This is a genomic window from Pseudomonas sp. NPDC096917 (assembly GCF_044762555.1).
Taxonomy (GTDB): domain Bacteria; phylum Pseudomonadota; class Gammaproteobacteria; order Pseudomonadales; family Pseudomonadaceae; genus Aquipseudomonas.
Genome location: NZ_JBIWEO010000002.1, coordinates 208,103 through 222,679, shown reverse-complemented (window position 1 = coordinate 222,679; position 14,577 = coordinate 208,103). Strand labels below are relative to the sequence as shown.

The 14,577-nt window shown below is 58.2% G+C and carries 13 protein-coding genes and 1 riboswitch; of the genes, 6 read left to right on the top strand and 7 right to left on the bottom strand.

Annotation, left to right across the window (positions count from 1 at the left end; all coding sequences use genetic code 11):
* The first annotated feature begins 85 nt into the window (after nucleotides 1-85).
* A riboswitch (S-adenosyl-L-homocysteine riboswitch) is annotated at nucleotides 86-192 on the top strand.
* Nucleotides 193-215: 23 nt separating this feature from the next.
* The 3 genes from ahcY to ACIQYF_RS03160 all read left to right on the top strand — a co-directional run bounded on the left by ahcY (nucleotide 216) and on the right by ACIQYF_RS03160 (nucleotide 4,787).
* Nucleotides 216-1,625, top strand: a complete 1,410-nt coding sequence (gene ahcY, locus ACIQYF_RS03170; RefSeq protein ID WP_402856768.1) for an adenosylhomocysteinase — start codon at nucleotides 216-218, stop codon at nucleotides 1,623-1,625.
* A gap of 74 nt (nucleotides 1,626-1,699) precedes the next feature.
* The gene (metF, locus tag ACIQYF_RS03165; RefSeq protein ID WP_402856765.1) at nucleotides 1,700-2,545 is read left to right on the top strand and encodes a methylenetetrahydrofolate reductase [NAD(P)H]; all 846 of its coding nucleotides are present in this window, start codon (nucleotides 1,700-1,702) and stop codon (nucleotides 2,543-2,545) included.
* 388 nt (nucleotides 2,546-2,933) lie between these two features.
* The gene (locus ACIQYF_RS03160; protein ID WP_402856762.1) at nucleotides 2,934-4,787 is read left to right on the top strand and encodes a DEAD/DEAH box helicase; all 1,854 of its coding nucleotides are present in this window, start codon (nucleotides 2,934-2,936) and stop codon (nucleotides 4,785-4,787) included.
* A 140-nt stretch (nucleotides 4,788-4,927) separates the two neighbouring features.
* Here the strand turns inward: ACIQYF_RS03160 and ACIQYF_RS03155 are convergent, their stop codons facing one another.
* A complete protein-coding gene (locus ACIQYF_RS03155) occupies nucleotides 4,928-5,506 on the bottom strand; it encodes a YceI family protein (protein ID WP_402856759.1) in 579 nt (192 codons plus the stop codon).
* A 32-nt stretch (nucleotides 5,507-5,538) separates the two neighbouring features.
* Entirely contained in the window at nucleotides 5,539-6,090 is a 552-nt protein-coding gene (locus ACIQYF_RS03150) for a cytochrome b (RefSeq protein WP_402856756.1), read from the bottom strand.
* A 287-nt stretch (nucleotides 6,091-6,377) separates the two neighbouring features.
* Here ACIQYF_RS03150 and ACIQYF_RS03145 point away from each other — a divergent pair, with 287 nt between their 5' ends.
* Together ACIQYF_RS03145 and ACIQYF_RS03140 are read left to right on the top strand one after the other, a co-directional pair.
* Nucleotides 6,378-7,784: an adenosylmethionine--8-amino-7-oxononanoate transaminase gene (locus tag ACIQYF_RS03145; RefSeq protein WP_402856753.1), complete on the top strand. Its 1,407-nt coding sequence runs from the start codon at nucleotides 6,378-6,380 to the stop codon at nucleotides 7,782-7,784.
* 133 nt (nucleotides 7,785-7,917) lie between these two features.
* A complete protein-coding gene (locus tag ACIQYF_RS03140) occupies nucleotides 7,918-8,637 on the top strand; it encodes a 16S rRNA (uracil(1498)-N(3))-methyltransferase (RefSeq protein ID WP_402856750.1) in 720 nt (239 codons plus the stop codon).
* Nucleotides 8,638-8,690: 53 nt separating this feature from the next.
* Here the strand turns inward: ACIQYF_RS03140 and ACIQYF_RS03135 are convergent, their stop codons facing one another.
* The gene (locus ACIQYF_RS03135; protein ID WP_402856747.1) at nucleotides 8,691-9,656 is read right to left on the bottom strand and encodes a GlxA family transcriptional regulator; all 966 of its coding nucleotides are present in this window, start codon (nucleotides 9,654-9,656) and stop codon (nucleotides 8,691-8,693) included.
* A gap of 62 nt (nucleotides 9,657-9,718) precedes the next feature.
* On the bottom strand, nucleotides 9,719-9,850 hold the full coding sequence (locus ACIQYF_RS03130; protein WP_402856744.1) for a hypothetical protein: 132 nt from the start codon (nucleotides 9,848-9,850) through the stop codon (nucleotides 9,719-9,721).
* Here ACIQYF_RS03130 and ACIQYF_RS03125 point away from each other — a divergent pair.
* Nucleotides 9,849-10,490, top strand: coding sequence for an HD domain-containing protein (locus ACIQYF_RS03125; RefSeq protein WP_402856741.1), 642 nt, complete (start codon nucleotides 9,849-9,851; stop codon nucleotides 10,488-10,490). The genes ACIQYF_RS03130 and ACIQYF_RS03125 overlap by 2 nt on opposite strands.
* Nucleotides 10,491-10,728: 238 nt before the next feature.
* Here the strand turns inward: ACIQYF_RS03125 and ACIQYF_RS03120 are convergent, their stop codons facing one another.
* From ACIQYF_RS03120 to ACIQYF_RS03110, 3 genes are all read right to left on the bottom strand, one after another.
* Nucleotides 10,729-12,720, bottom strand: coding sequence for a pyrroloquinoline quinone-dependent dehydrogenase (locus ACIQYF_RS03120; protein WP_402856738.1), 1,992 nt, complete (start codon nucleotides 12,718-12,720; stop codon nucleotides 10,729-10,731).
* Between the two features lies 1 nt (nucleotide 12,721).
* Nucleotides 12,722-13,093, bottom strand: coding sequence for a hypothetical protein (locus tag ACIQYF_RS03115; protein ID WP_402856735.1), 372 nt, complete (start codon nucleotides 13,091-13,093; stop codon nucleotides 12,722-12,724).
* Nucleotides 13,094-13,215: 122 nt separating this feature from the next.
* Entirely contained in the window at nucleotides 13,216-14,481 is a 1,266-nt protein-coding gene (locus ACIQYF_RS03110) for a cation:proton antiporter (RefSeq protein WP_402856732.1), read from the bottom strand.
* Nucleotides 14,482-14,577 lie beyond the last annotated feature (96 nt).

Genomic DNA, 14,577 nt, shown 5'->3' with positions numbered 1-14,577 from the left:
AAACCTTGGGAACATCGTTGCGGATGGCTATAATCTCCCTCGCTTTAAAAACGGTCATTATTTCCCGGTACCGTTTTCCCGCCACCTGTCCGAGGGGCGCTGCAGCAGGTTTAACCTGTCAGGCTCGGATGGGGCGTTGTTTGTTCAGGGCTCCCTGGGCAGGCACTAAACGCACAACGGCGCCCATTCGCGATTTAAACGAATGGAGGCTCTTAATGAGCGCTGTAAACACGCCTGCAGGTTTTACCGACTATAAAGTCGCTGATATGTCCCTCGCCCAATGGGGCCGTCGCGAAACCTTCATCGCTGAATCCGAAATGCCGGCCCTGATGGGTCTGCGTCGTCGGTATGCCGCAGAACAACCGCTCAAGGGCGCGAAGATTCTGGGCTGCATTCACATGACTATCCAGACGGCCGTTCTGATCGAAACCCTGGTTGCCCTGGGTGCCGAAGTGCGTTGGTCGTCGTGCAACATCTTCTCGACTCAGGATCAGGCTGCTGCCGCGATCGCTGCTGCCGGCATCCCGGTTTTTGCCTGGAAAGGCGAGACCGAAGAAGAGTACGAGTGGTGCCTTGAGCAAACCATCCTCAAAGATGGCCAGCCTTGGGACGCCAACATGATCCTCGACGACGGCGGCGACCTGACCGAGCTGCTGCACAAGAAATACCCGGCCATGCTGAAAAAGATCCACGGCGTGACCGAAGAAACCACCACGGGTGTACACCGCCTGCTGGACATGCTGGCCAAAGGCGAGCTGATGATCCCGGCGATCAACGTGAACGACTCGGTCACTAAAAGCAAAAACGACAACAAGTACGGCTGCCGTCACAGCCTGAACGATGCGATCAAGCGTGGTACTGACCACCTGCTGTCCGGCAAGCAAGCGCTGGTGATTGGTTACGGTGACGTGGGCAAGGGCTCGGCTCAATCGCTGCGTCAGGAAGGCATGATCGTCAAGGTTTCCGAAATTGACCCAATCTGCGCCATGCAAGCATGCATGGACGGCTTTGAAGTGGTTTCGCCGTTCATCAACGGCCAGAACGACGGCACGGCTGCCAGCATCGACGCTGCACTGCTGGGCAAGATCGACCTGATCGTGACCACCACCGGTAACGTCAACGTGTGCGACAAAAACATGCTGGCAGCGCTGAAAAAACGCGCCGTAGTGTGCAACATCGGTCACTTCGACAACGAAATCGACACCGCTTTCATGCGCCAAAACTGGGCATGGGAAGAAGTGAAGCCACAGGTACACAAGGTTCACCGTACTGGCCTGGGCGAATTCGATCCACAGAACGACGATTATCTGATCCTGCTGGCCGAAGGCCGTCTGGTTAACCTGGGCAACGCTACAGGTCATCCAAGCCGCATCATGGACGGCTCGTTTGCCAACCAGGTACTGGCGCAGATCTTCCTGTTCGCGCAGAAATACGCTGACCTGCCAGCCGAGCTGCAAGCTGAGCGTCTGACCGTAGAAGTTCTGCCAAAGAAACTGGACGAAGAAGTGGCCCTGGAAATGGTTCGCGGCTTCGGTGGCGTGGTTACGCAACTGACCCAGCAACAGGCTGACTACATCGGCGTCACCGTCGAAGGCCCGTTCAAGCCAGACGCATACCGCTACTGATTTAGATCAGACCGCCCGCTCTCCCTGTGGGGGGCGGGTTCGCGTCCGGCTTTCGTATTGCCAAGGATATGACCATGTCTCAAGACCGTCGTTTCAGCTTCGAGTTCTTTCCGACCAAGACCGATGCTGGGCATGAAAAACTGATGAACACGGCTCGCCACCTGGCGACCTTCAACCCGGATTTTTTCTCCTGCACCTACGGTGCCGGTGGCTCGACCCGTGACCGCACGATCAACACCGTGCTGCAACTGGAGAGCGAAGTAAAAGTACCTGCGGCCCCGCATTTGTCGTGCGTGGGTGACAGCAAGGACGATTTGCGTGGTCTGTTGGCCCAGTACAAGGCGGCGGGTATCAAGCGTATTGTCGCGCTGCGTGGCGACCTGCCTTCGGGCATGGGCATGGCCAGTGGCGAATTGCGTTATGCCAATGACCTGGTGAGCTTCATTCGTGAAGAAACGGGCGATCACTTCCACATCGAAGTGGCGGCGTACCCGGAAATGCACCCACAAGCGCGCAATTTCGAAGACGACCTTACCAACTTCGTGCGCAAAGCTCATGCGGGCGCCGACAGTGCAATCACCCAATACTTCTTCAACGCCGACAGCTACTTCCGTTTTGTCGAGCGTGTGCAGGCGGCGGGCGTCACGATTCCTGTCGTACCGGGCATCATGCCAATCACCAACTACAGCAAGCTGGCGCGTTTTTCTGATGCCTGTGGTGCAGAAATCCCTCGCTGGATTCGCAAGCAGCTGGAAGCCTACGGCGACGATGTGCAGAGCATTCAGGCCTTTGGTGAGCACGTCATCAGCGAAATGTGCGAGCGTTTGCTCGATGGTGGCGCGCCTGGACTGCACTTCTACACCCTGAACCAGGCTGAGCCGAGCCTGGCGATCTGGAACAACCTGAAGCTGGCGCAGTAAAACGGTGTAGTCGCTGCCGCAGGCTGCGATGGGTTGCGGCGGGCCCGCTGGTTGCTGCAAAACGAGGGGGCTTCGGGCCTTATCGCAGCCTGCGGCAGCGACTACAGGTTTTGTGGCGTATCGTTCAACAAAACCGTTGAGCAGCATGAAATCGGCGCGCCGTGATTGCTCTGTTATACTCCGGGCTTTCCGCCAGGCTTACGCCCGGCCGCTCGTCCTTGTACAAGGCATTCCACCCCGTTACGGCGCAGCTTACGGCCAGCGCGAGCGGTGTGAGTGGGCCTTCAGGACTGGAGCAGGACCGGACGGGATTGCGTCACCTTAAACGCCATTCACGCCAGGCAAGACTATCCCTTTGGGCCAAGCCCTAACTAAAACAGGATTACTCATGTCCTTTGCTTCCCTCGGTCTCTCCGAGGCTTTAGTCCGCGCCATTGAAGCTGCGGGCTATACCGAGCCTACTCCGGTGCAACAGCGGGCCATTCCCGCCGTGTTGCAAGGTCGCGATTTGATGGTTGCGGCTCAGACAGGTACTGGTAAAACCGGTGGTTTCGCTCTTCCGATTCTGGAAAAGCTGTTTCCCAATGGCCACCCGGACAAATCCCAGCGTCACGGTCCGCGCCAACCCCGCGTACTGGTCCTGACCCCTACTCGCGAACTCGCCGCTCAAGTGCACGAGAGCTTCAAGCTCTATGCCCGCGACTTGAAGTTCGTCAGTGCCTGCATCTTCGGCGGCGTCGGCATGAACCCACAGGTTCAAGCCATGTCCCGCGGTGTTGACGTACTGGTTGCCTGCCCGGGTCGTCTGCTCGACCTGTGCGGCCAAGGCAGTGTTGACCTGTCTCACGTTGAAATCCTGGTGCTTGATGAAGCTGACCGGATGCTCGACATGGGCTTCGTCCACGACGTGAAAAAAGTTCTCGCGCGTCTGCCTGCCAAGCGTCAAAACCTGCTGTTCTCGGCGACGTTCTCCAAGGACATCACCGACCTGGCCGGCAAGCTGCTGCGCAACCCGGAACGCATTGAAGTCACGCCACCGAACACCACGGTTGAGCGTATCGAACAACGCGTATTCCGCCTGCCGGCCACCCACAAGCGTGCCTTGCTGGCTCACTTGATCACCGCAGGTGCATGGGAGCAGGTACTCGTCTTCACGCGTACCAAGCACGGCGCCAACCGTCTGGCTGAATACCTGGACAAACACGGCCTCAGCGCTGTGGCCATCCACGGTAACAAGAGCCAAAACGCCCGTACCAAAGCCCTGGCCGACTTTAAAGCCGGTTCTGTGCGCATTCTGGTAGCGACCGATATTGCTGCGCGTGGTCTGGACATCGACCAGTTGCCGCACGTGGTCAACTTCGAACTGCCAAACGTCGATGAAGACTACGTTCACCGTATCGGCCGTACAGGCCGCGCCGGTCGTTCGGGCGAGGCGATCTCGCTGGTGGCTCCGGACGAAGAAAAACTGCTGAAAAGCATCGAGCGCATGACCAAGCAGAAAATCGCTGATGGCGACCTGATGGGTTTTGACTCCAGTACCGTAGAAGCTGAAAAGCCTGAAGTGCGCGAGCGTCCGGATGTGCGTAACCCGCGCAACCCGCCACGTGGCCCACGCGGCGACGGCCCAGGTAATGGCGGTGGCGGCGGTCGTAAGGACAAAGGCAAGGACAAGGGCAAAGAGAAGCCAGCCGCTGCACGCGGCGAGCGCCCTGTACGTGAACAAAAGCCACGTGAAGCCCAGCCTGCCCGCGAACAGCGTCAGCCAACCCCGCGTGCTGACGCCAACCGCGCGCCGGACGAGTTCCGCGATGACGATGTGGATAACTTTGGTAACCGCGCTGATTACGTCAGCCCGTACCAAAACAAGAACAACCAGAGCCGTGGCCGTCGTCCGGGCGCTCCGGCGCAAGGCACGGGCACTGGCGCTGGCACTGCGGCCCGTACGGGCGGTCGTCAAAATGGCACGCGTACTGGCAGCGGTGCAAGCACTGGCACCCCGCCAGCCAAGCGCAGCGGCCCACGTAGCGGTGCACCACGTGACGGCCAGGCCCGCCGCGACAACAACCGCCCGGCGCGTGATGATTCGCGTCAAGAGCCTGCGGTTAAAGGTCCACGTGAGAACCAGCCGAAGATCATGCACAAGGAATCGAAAACCGATCGCTTCCTGACGCCTGAGCAACTGGATCAACTGCCGAACCGCCCTCGTGGCGAGAAGCCTGCGCTGTTGACTCGCAACCGCTGAGTGAGCACTGCATGAAAAACGCCCCCGGTCGAAAGATCGGGGGCGTTTTTGTATGAAGGCTTTATGTGTGTGCAGCGCCCACAAAAAAACGCCCGGCTCTCGCAAGCCTGGGCGTTTTTTTTAGCCGAATGAAAGCGCTTTTACTTGGCCTTCACGCCTTCCAGCGAGATGTCCAGATCCAGGGTCTGGGAGGTTGGGCCCGGGCCTTTGATACCGAAGTCGTTCAGGCTCAGCGTGGTGGTCGCGTTGAAGCCAGCGCGTTCGCCGCCCCAAGGATCCTTGCCTTCGCCGTTGAATGTAGCTTTGAAGGTCACTGGCTTGGTGACGCCGTGCAGGGTCAGGTCGCCGGTCACGTCAGCCGTCTTGTCGCCAGTTGGCACAACCTTGGTCGACTTGAAGGTCGCTTCAGGGTATTTGGCCACGTCCAGGAAGTCTTTGCTGGCGATGTGCTTGTCACGTTCAGCGTGGTTGGAGAACAAGCTGGCAGTTTGCAGCGTGATATCAATTTTGCTATCAGCAGGCTTGGCCGAGTCCCACGAGAAAGTGCCTTTCCAGTCCTTGAACGTGCCGTGAACGAAGCTGTAACCCAAGTGGCTGATTTTCCAGTCGATGAAGGCGTGCTGGCCTTCTTTATCGATGGTGTAGTCAGCAGCCATGGCTTGACCGGCGGTCAGCAGTGCAGTCCCGAGTGCTAAAGCGGCGAGAGTCTTTTTCAACATGCGTTCTATTCCTTTTGAATTGAGGTTGAGCATCAGGCTTTGCGCCCCAGCATACGAGTCAGGGTCACATCACGATCGATAAAGTGGTGTTTCAAGGCCGCCAGACCATGCAAACCGGCGAAGATCACCACGGTCCAGGCCAGCCACAGGTGGACAACCCCGGCAACATCAGCCTGATTGGGCAGGCTGGAGATCAGTGCCGGTACTTCAAACAAACCGAAAACAGGAATACCAACGCCTTCGGCTGTTGAGATCAAATATCCCGCAATCATGAGGGCAAACAAGCTGAGGTACAGAAACGCGTGACCCAACTTGGCGCCGATACGGGTTGCACGACTATAGCTTTCAAGCGCTGGCGGCGCCGGGCTGATGAACCGCCAGACAACGCGGATCAGCATGACGGCCAGTAACGTAAGGCCAATGCTTTTATGCAGGTCAGGGGCTTCTTTGCGCCAAGGGTCGTAGTAGTCGAGACCGACCATCCACAAGCCCAATGCAAACAATCCAAACACCGCCAATGCAACCGACCAGTGCAGAAAAATACTGACAGCACCATAGCGAGAAGAAGAGTTACGCAGCTGCATAGCCAACATCCTGTGGGAATTGACGCTAAGACTAATGATTTACCTATCGAATGAAAGCGCATTTTTTTGCTGCAAGGTATCGATAAATACGATCTTTAGCCTGGGGAGGAAGAATTAAGCAAACGTTAACAGACCCTATGGTGGGGTGTTTTATGCCGAGCGCGGCACTGAAAGTAAAGCCTAAGGCCACACAGTAAACGTAATGACTTGTTACGAGCCTGTGCATTGCATAGTCTTGCGCGATTGTTTGCCCGCACACGCCGGGAGCCAGCGCCAGGAGAGTGGAAATGGGCCTGAATAACCAGTGGATGCAGCGCGACCTTGCCGTGTTATGGCACCCCTGCACCCAAATGAAAGATCACGAACAGTTACCGCTGATCCCGATCAAACGGGGTGAAGGCGTGTGGCTTGAAGACTTCGAAGGTAAGCGCTACCTGGATGCCGTGAGCTCCTGGTGGGTCAATGTGTTTGGCCACGCCAACCCGCGGATCAACCAGCGCATCAAGGATCAGGTTGATCAACTGGAGCACGTGATCTTGGCCGGTTTCAGTCATCAGCCGGTGATTGAGCTGTCTGAGCGTCTGGTGAAAATGACACCCGCGGGCCTGACCCGCTGCTTCTATGCCGACAACGGCTCATCGTGTATCGAAGTCTCATTGAAGATGAGCTTTCACTACTGGCTTAACCGTGGCCAGCCGAACAAAAAACGCTTCGTGACCCTTACCAACAGCTACCACGGCGAAACCATGGCCGCGATGTCAGTGGGCGATGTGCCGTTGTTCACTGAGACCTACAAAGCCTTGTTGCTCGACACGATTAAAGTGCCGAGCCCTGACTGCTACTTGCGCCCTGAGGGTGTGAGCTGGGAAGCGCACTCGCGCACGATGTTCCTGGTCATGGAACAGGCCCTGGCCGAGCACCATGACACGGTGGCCGCGGTGATCGTCGAGCCGTTGGTGCAGGGCGCGGGCGGCATGCGCATGTATCACCCGGTGTACCTCACACTGCTGCGTGAAGCCTGCGACCGTTATGGTGTGCACCTTATCCTCGACGAAATCGCTGTGGGCTTTGGCCGCACTGGCACCATGTTTGCCTGTGAGCAAGCGGGTATAACCCCGGACTTCCTCTGCTTATCCAAGGCGCTGACGGGAGGCTACTTGCCGCTGGCGGCTTGCGTGACCACCGATGAGGTGTACAGCGCGTTCTATGATGACTACCCGACCTTGCGGGCCTTCCTCCATTCCCATAGCTACACCGGCAATCCGCTGGCGTGTGCCGCGGCTTTGGCGACGCTGGATATTTTCGAAGAAGACAACGTCATCGACAACAACAAAGCCCTGGCCCAGCGCATGGCCAGTGCGACTGCGCACCTGGCTGATCATCCTCATGTCTCGGAAGTCCGTCAGACGGGTATGGTGCTGGCGATTGAAATGGTCCAGGACAAAGCCAGCAAAACGGCTTATCCGTGGCAGGAGCGGCGGGGTTTGAAAGTCTTTCAGCACGCACTGGAGCGCGGTGCGTTGTTGCGTCCGTTGGGCAGTGTGGTGTATTTCTTGCCGCCTTATGTGATCACACCCGAGCAGATCGACTTTCTGGCAGAGGTTGCCAGTGAAGGGATCGACATCGCCACCCGCACCGACATCAGCGTGGCGGTGCCGGCGAACTTTCATCCCGATTTCCGGGATCCGGGTTAAGCCTTATTGGTAGTCGCTGCCGCAGGCTGCGATAAGGGCCACAGGACCTTCGTTTGTAAAACGGGGGCGCTGCGCAACCCATCGCAGCCTGCGGCAGCGGCGACATAAGTAATTTAATTTTCAGAGAACTTAAATGAGATTGTCCCGCTTCTTTATCGATGCCCCTTTGAGCCTCGGTGAGCATGAATTGCCTGAAGCCCAGGCGCATTACATTGGCCGCGTGCTGCGTATGGCCGAGGGCGATGCCCTGCAAGTGTTCGACGGCTCGGGTCAGGAGTTTCTGGGGCGTTTGCTGGAAGTCGGTAAAAAGCGTGTGCGCGTCGTGCTCGATCAAGCCTTTGACGGGCAGGTCGAGTCGCCGTTGGCCATTCATCTGGGCCAGGGCTTGTCCCGTGGTGAGCGCATGGACTGGGCCATTCAAAAAGCGACCGAACTGGGGGTCACAGAAATCACCCCGATCATGAGCGAGCGCTGCGAAGTGCGGCTCAAGGACGAGCGTGCCGACAAGCGTCTGGCGCATTGGCGGCAAGTGGCGATCAGTGCCTGCGAGCAGTGCGGCCGTTCACGTGTGCCGATGATTCACCCGCCGGTACTGCTGGGCGACTGGATCAAAACCACCGAGGCCGACCTCAAGCTGGTTCTGCACCCCGTGTCCGAGCCGTTGGCCAGCCATGCCAAGCCCGCGCGCCTGGCGTTTTTGATCGGCCCTGAAGGCGGCCTGACCGATCACGAAATTGATCAAGCCCAAGCGGCGGGCTTTCAGCCGGCGCGCCTCGGACCGCGCGTGCTGCGCACCGAAACCGCACCCGTGGTGGCGTTGGCCGTGGCTCAACAACTGTGGGGCGATTTCTAAACCCATTGCTCTTTGTAGGCGCGAGCAAGCGCGCTCCTGCACAGGAAAAGTTGCTACACCATCACCGCGAAGTTCATCCGCAACTGCTGCGGCGACACGCCCAGCCTGCGCATGAACACGCTGCGCAGGTGGTGCGCATCGCGAAAACCACATTCGTAGGCCACGGTCTTGAGGGCCAGCGCCGGGTTTTCCAGTAGTCCACGGGCAGCATCCACCCTCGCGCCTTCTACAAATTGTGCCGGTGTAATACCGGTGTCACGAGCAAACACCCGAGAGAAATTGCGCGGGCTCATGTTGGCCACCTGTGCCAGTTCGCGGATGGTCAGATCGCCGCGCAGGTTTGTCTGTACAAAATATTGCACGGCGGCCACCGGCGAATCGCTGTGGGTGGTGGGTGTCAAAAACGGGCTGAACTGCGATTGCCCACCCGAACGCTGGGTAAAAACCACCAGCCGTTTGGCGACATTCAGCGCCACCTCCGGGCCGTGATCCTGACTTAGTACATACAGCGACAGATCAATCCCCGCCGTGACCCCGGCCGAGGTAAACAAGTTGTCGTCCTGCACATACAAGCGATCTGCCTCCAGTTTGGCCGTTGGGCACAAGCGCGCCAGTTCTGCGACGTCACTCCAGTGTGTAGTCACGTGACGACCGTTGAGCAAACCTGCGCGGGCGAGCATCAGGGCGCCGTTGCAAATAGAGCCAAATCGCCGGGATTTTCGGCAAATAGCCCGCAACCAACGATCAAAATCAGGTCCGAAATCCTGGTGGGGCAGCGCCGGGCCACCTGCGCACAACACCAGGTCATAACCTGTTCGGGCCTGAGTGAAATGGCGATGCGCCTGAATCGACAACCCGTTCGAGCACGCCAATAACCCCGACTCCAACCCCAGCACCTCCAGTTGGTAGTGCTTGTGTGGCGGCAAAAAAGCATTGGCCTCGGCAAAAACGTCCAGCGGGCCAGTCACATCCAGCGCCTGCACGCCGGGGAAAACAATCAACGCTACGCTCAGAGTCATCAGGGTTAGCCGTCAGAGGGGGCTTACATCAAATACCGCACTTGTCTCATGTAGCAAGCCCGTCAAAAAGGCATGGCCGGCATTGCAACCTGATTGGCACGAATCGCACCTTCGTGTCGATTGTTGCCATGCTCCTCGGCGCCCACACTGAAATCCACAGCGCCACCCCGGCGCTTGATCGAGGAGTTCGCCATGAGTCAGACCATTGCAGGCATCGTCATACCGGACAGCGCCTTGGCGACAGCCACGACTGAGTACATCCGCGATGTGGAGTCCGATCTGCTCTACAACCACTCACGCCGGGTGTTTTTGTTTGGCGCCTTGAGCGGCCAGCGCAAACAATTGGCCTACGATCCGGAACTGCTTTACGTCGGTGCCATGTTCCACGACCTAGGGCTGGTCGAAGGCCATCGCACCGACAAGGAGCGTTTTGAAGTGGACAGTGCCAACAGGGCCAAAGCCTTCATGAAACCCTTTGGCCTGAGCGACGACGATGTCGAACAAGTGTGGCTGGCCATCGCGCTGCACACCACGCCGGGCGTGCCGCAGCATCTGCGCCCCAACGTGGCGCTGGTGACGGCGGGCGTTGAAATGGACGTGCTGGGTATCGACTACGCGGCTTTCCCTGCCGAACAGCGCGAAGCCGTTGTACATGCGCATCCGCGCGGCGAAGGGTTCAAGGAGTGCATCCTCTGCGCGTTCGCAAACGGCTTCAAACACCGGCCCGACACCACCTTTGGCACGGTTAACGCCGACGTGCTGGTGGACATCGATCCCAGCTTCAAGCCCATGAACTTCGTCGAGATCATCCGCAAATCGCCTTGGGTGTCGTAAAGCCATTACCTGCGGGTCGCTCAGGGGCAGTCTGAGGCTGCAACCCTTGAGTGTGTAAAGCGCCAGAGTCAGCCCCGGCGAACTCAGGGCTGCCGCCAGTATCCGTTGATCGACGGGCAGGCAGGAAATTGAGGGGCGACGTCATTCGTCGCTTTGCTGAGTGGTGAAGCAGTCGTAAACGCCAGGATGATGAAACCCTGTAGCCGCAGCCTGCGGCAACGGCTACAGGTTCACACGTTTACTTCGGCAGTGCGTACACCACCACTTGGTCGCCCACTTGATCTTTCATGATCGAGTTGCCGCCCGCGACAAAGGCGACGTATTGCTTGCCTTTGTATTCGTACACGGCAGGGTTGGCGACGGCGGGAGCCATCACGATGTCCGACCACAGTTCTTTGCCGTCATCCAGTGAGTAGGCGCGAACCTTGGCGTCCATCGATGCCCCGATGAACACTACGCCACCGGCCGTCACTGCCGGGCCGCCAATGGTTGGCGAGCCCATGTCGGCAGGCATGTACCAGCCCCACTGCTGGACGGCACCCATCGGACGACGCCATTTCACGTCACCGGTGTGCATGTCGATGGCCACCAGTTCACCGAACGGCGGAGCCCAGCACGGCATGCCGGCCCAGTTTTGCGCGTTCAACAAAGACATGCCGTAAGGCGCGCCAATTTGCGGGTAGAAGCCGTTTTCGTTGCCAGAGTCTTTAGGCTGCTTGTCGTAAGAGGCGCGATCCCACAGCTTGATCATTTGCACGATGTGCGAGGTATTGACGATGGCAACCTGGCTGACCGGGTCAAACGCTACACCGCCCCATTGCACGCCACCGGCGCTGTCCGGGTAGGCCAGCACGCCGTTGCCTTTGAGACCAGGCGGCGAGTACATGCCGTTGTATTCCAGGCCGTCCCACATTTTGGTGCACTGGCCAAAGCCGACAATGTCAGCGATTTTCCAGATAGCCGGTTTCTTTGACTGATCCATCAGCGGAGCAGGCTTGGTCGGGAACGGTTGGGTCGGTGAGTAGACTTCGCCCTCGGCCTCACCTTTTGGCACGGGGCGTTCTTCAATCGGCCACACGTCTTCACCGGTGCGACGGTCAACCGTGAACAGGAAGCCCATTTTGGTCGCCTGAACCAGCGCTGCCACAGGTTTGCCATTGACGGTGATGTCCATCAGGGTCGGTGCAGAGTTGATGTCGTAGTCCCAGATGTCGTGGTGAACCCACTGACGCGACCACACCACCTTGCCTGTGTTGATGTCGAGTGCGGTGGTCGAGGTGCCGAGAGGAATCGGTTGTGTCCGATTGCCGCCCCAGTAGTTGGGTGACGGTGAAGACACGGGGATGTACAGCAAACCGAGGGCCGGGTCATAGGACATGGCGGTCCAGATATTGGCGGTACCGGTTTTCAGGGCCTCACTATCCGGGATCGGCTTGAACTCCCACTCCAGCTCGCCCGTGCGGGCGTTAAGGGCAAACAAAGAACCTGGCGATTCGACTTCATACTCCCAGTCTTTACCGGCCCAGCCGACGATCAGCTTGTCACCGATAACGGTTGGCGGCTGCAACTGCGACAACGGCCATTTGGCGTTGACGGTGTTCCACTGGTTAACATCCACCACACCGTTTTTGCCGAAGTTTTCGCACGGCTTGCCGGTGTCAGCATCTACCGCGTAGAGCTGTGCGGTCATGTTGCCCAGGTAAACGACTTTCTGACAGGCCACGCCCGCTTGCGGGTTTTTTTCCTGCCAGTAAGCCACGCCGCGAGACTTAAGTGCGGGCTGTGTTTCGGCGACTAAAGCGGACTTGGTGTCAAAGGTCCATTTCTCTTTGCCCGACTCAGGATCAAGCGCAATGATCCGGTAAAAAGGCGTGCCGACGTACAGCGTGTCGTTGGCAAAAATCGGGGTGGCGGACCAGACGGTCGCAGGGACTTTGCCGGTGCCATCAGACATGTCGCCGGTGAAATACTGCCAGACCTTCTTCAACTGCCCGACGTTGTCCTTGTTGATTTGCGTCAGCGGTGAGTACTTCTGCGAGCTCAGTTGGCCATGAAAACTGTCCCACTCTTTACCTGTCGGCAGAGGCAGTTTGGCGTCTTCGGCAGAGATGCTCGACTCAGCGAGGATGGGTGATGGAACCACATAAGGTGTGTCTGCATAGGCGGTTGAAATGCCCGCCAGCATGCACAGGGCAGGTGCTGTCAGAAGGTGTTTTTTGATTCCACTCATATCACGCGCTCCTTGTTGGCTTGCCGCCAAACGTTTCAATGACGACACCCACAGCGCACACGACCAGTACGGCGGCTGTCCACCAGCCATGCAGCAGCAACGCAGCAAAAAACGTTCCGATCACGCCGGCCCAGGCTAAGAACAGGAAGAAACTCCTGGCACCGCCTGGCCCTGTTTTGCTCAATAACACGCCAAGAATCAACAGCACTAACGCAGCAAGCATTGTGACAATCGCACCACCGGAACCTGTTACGCCTGACAGCGGGGTGAAAAACCTCCACGCCGTAATGCACAAAGCAACGAGGGCCGTGATGATCACGATGTTAGCGCCAAGATGGCGCCGGGGTGGGGCATAGGTGGCAGACGTACTCATCCCTCTCTCCTTTCATGACGTACTTTTTTACATTTAGAAAAGGAGTGTAGCCAAGCTGACGGGAAACGTAGGGCGGAAGGGAAAATGCCCGTAGGCGCCGTGGCACCTACGGGGGGCGAGGTTTAATGCGCCTGTTCAGACTGCGCCTGAGCCGGTGCATCTTTGGTGACGTGCTTGACCAGTTTGCCGATGGTCAGGCCTTGGAACAGGATCGAAGACAGCACCACGATGTAGGTAATGCTCAGGATCAGGTCACGTTCCGGACCCAGCGGCAAGGCCAGGGCCAAGGCCACCGAAACACCGCCCCGCAGGCCGCCCCAGGTGAGGATGCGGATAGTGCCGCGCGGCACTGTGCGCCAGCGGCGCAGCAGCACAATGGCCGGGGCTACGGTGAGCAGGCGCGAGAGCAAGATCGCCAGGGCCAGCACGCTGGCTGCCAGCAAGTGCAGCCACGAGAACGGCAGCAGCAACAGCTCCATACCGATCAACGCAAACAACAGCGCGTTGAGCATGTCGTCGAGCAACTCCCAGAAACCGTCCATATAGCGACGGGTCATCTCGTTCATCGCCTTGTTGCGGCCCAGATTGCCGATGATCAGACCGGCAACCACCATCGCAATCGGCGCAGACACATGCAGCTCACTGGCCATGGCCGAGCCGCCAATCACCAGCGCCAGGGTCAGCATCACTTCGATCTGGTACTGCTCGATGCTTTTGATCATTCGGTACACCAAATAACCAATCAGGCCGCCGAACACCACGCCGCCAATGGCCTCGTGCGCGAACAGCATCGCCGTGGCACTGATGCTCGGGGTTTCGCCCAGTTGCACGATGCCGAGCAATACGGTGAACACCACCACCGCTGTGCCATCATTGAACAGCGACTCGCCAACAATGGTGGTTTTCAGTGGCTTGGAGGCGTTGGCGGTCCGCAGTACACCGAGTACGGCAATCGGGTCGGTGGGGGAAATCAGCGCGCCAAACAGCAAGCAATACAAGAAGCTGATATGCCAGCCGAACAGGGCAAAAATCCAGTACGCCAGACTGCCGATGACCGTGGTTGCGATCAACACACCGACGGTGGCCAGCAGGCCGATGGGCCAGCGATAACTGCGCACGTCATTGATATTGACGTGCAAGGCGCCGGCAAACAGCAGGAACGACAGCATCCAGTTCATCAGCAAATCGCCGAAGTCGATCTGGCCGATCAGCTCTTGCACACGGTCTTCGAGTCCCGGATAACCGAGAAAGCTCAAACCCTGCAACAGCAGCGAAAACATAAGGGCGGTAACCATGACGCCAATCGTTGGCGGCAGGCCGATAAAACGGAAGTTTACGTAGGTGAGTAGTGAGGTCAGGCAAATAAACGCAGCAACAAGCTCAAGCATCCGGGATCCTGTGGTGGCGTGGGTGAATGAAAACCCGATCAGTTCGGGCCATTGATTGGATGTAGGCTTACGTGTCAGGGACACATCTTTAGTTGA

Excerpts from the sequence above, each read along its gene's own strand:
- ACIQYF_RS03160 (WP_402856762.1), top strand. The coding sequence starts at position 2,934 with ATGTCCTTTGCTTCCCTCGGTCTCTCCGAGGCTTTAGTCCGCGCCATT.
- ahcY (WP_402856768.1), top strand. The coding sequence starts at position 216 with ATGAGCGCTGTAAACACGCCTGCAGGTTTTACCGACTATAAAGTCGCT.
- ACIQYF_RS03130 (WP_402856744.1), bottom strand. The coding sequence starts at position 9,850 with ATGGCGAACTCCTCGATCAAGCGCCGGGGTGGCGCTGTGGATTTCAGT.
- ACIQYF_RS03110 (WP_402856732.1), bottom strand. The coding sequence starts at position 14,481 with ATGCTTGAGCTTGTTGCTGCGTTTATTTGCCTGACCTCACTACTCACC.
- ACIQYF_RS03140 (WP_402856750.1), top strand. The coding sequence starts at position 7,918 with ATGAGATTGTCCCGCTTCTTTATCGATGCCCCTTTGAGCCTCGGTGAG.
- ACIQYF_RS03135 (WP_402856747.1), bottom strand. The coding sequence starts at position 9,656 with ATGACTCTGAGCGTAGCGTTGATTGTTTTCCCCGGCGTGCAGGCGCTG.
- ACIQYF_RS03120 (WP_402856738.1), bottom strand. The coding sequence starts at position 12,720 with ATGAGTGGAATCAAAAAACACCTTCTGACAGCACCTGCCCTGTGCATG.
- ACIQYF_RS03145 (WP_402856753.1), top strand. The coding sequence starts at position 6,378 with ATGGGCCTGAATAACCAGTGGATGCAGCGCGACCTTGCCGTGTTATGG.
- metF (WP_402856765.1), top strand. The coding sequence starts at position 1,700 with ATGTCTCAAGACCGTCGTTTCAGCTTCGAGTTCTTTCCGACCAAGACC.
- ACIQYF_RS03155 (WP_402856759.1), bottom strand. The coding sequence starts at position 5,506 with ATGTTGAAAAAGACTCTCGCCGCTTTAGCACTCGGGACTGCACTGCTG.
- ACIQYF_RS03115 (WP_402856735.1), bottom strand. The coding sequence starts at position 13,093 with ATGAGTACGTCTGCCACCTATGCCCCACCCCGGCGCCATCTTGGCGCT.
- ACIQYF_RS03125 (WP_402856741.1), top strand. The coding sequence starts at position 9,849 with ATGAGTCAGACCATTGCAGGCATCGTCATACCGGACAGCGCCTTGGCG.
- ACIQYF_RS03150 (WP_402856756.1), bottom strand. The coding sequence starts at position 6,090 with ATGCAGCTGCGTAACTCTTCTTCTCGCTATGGTGCTGTCAGTATTTTT.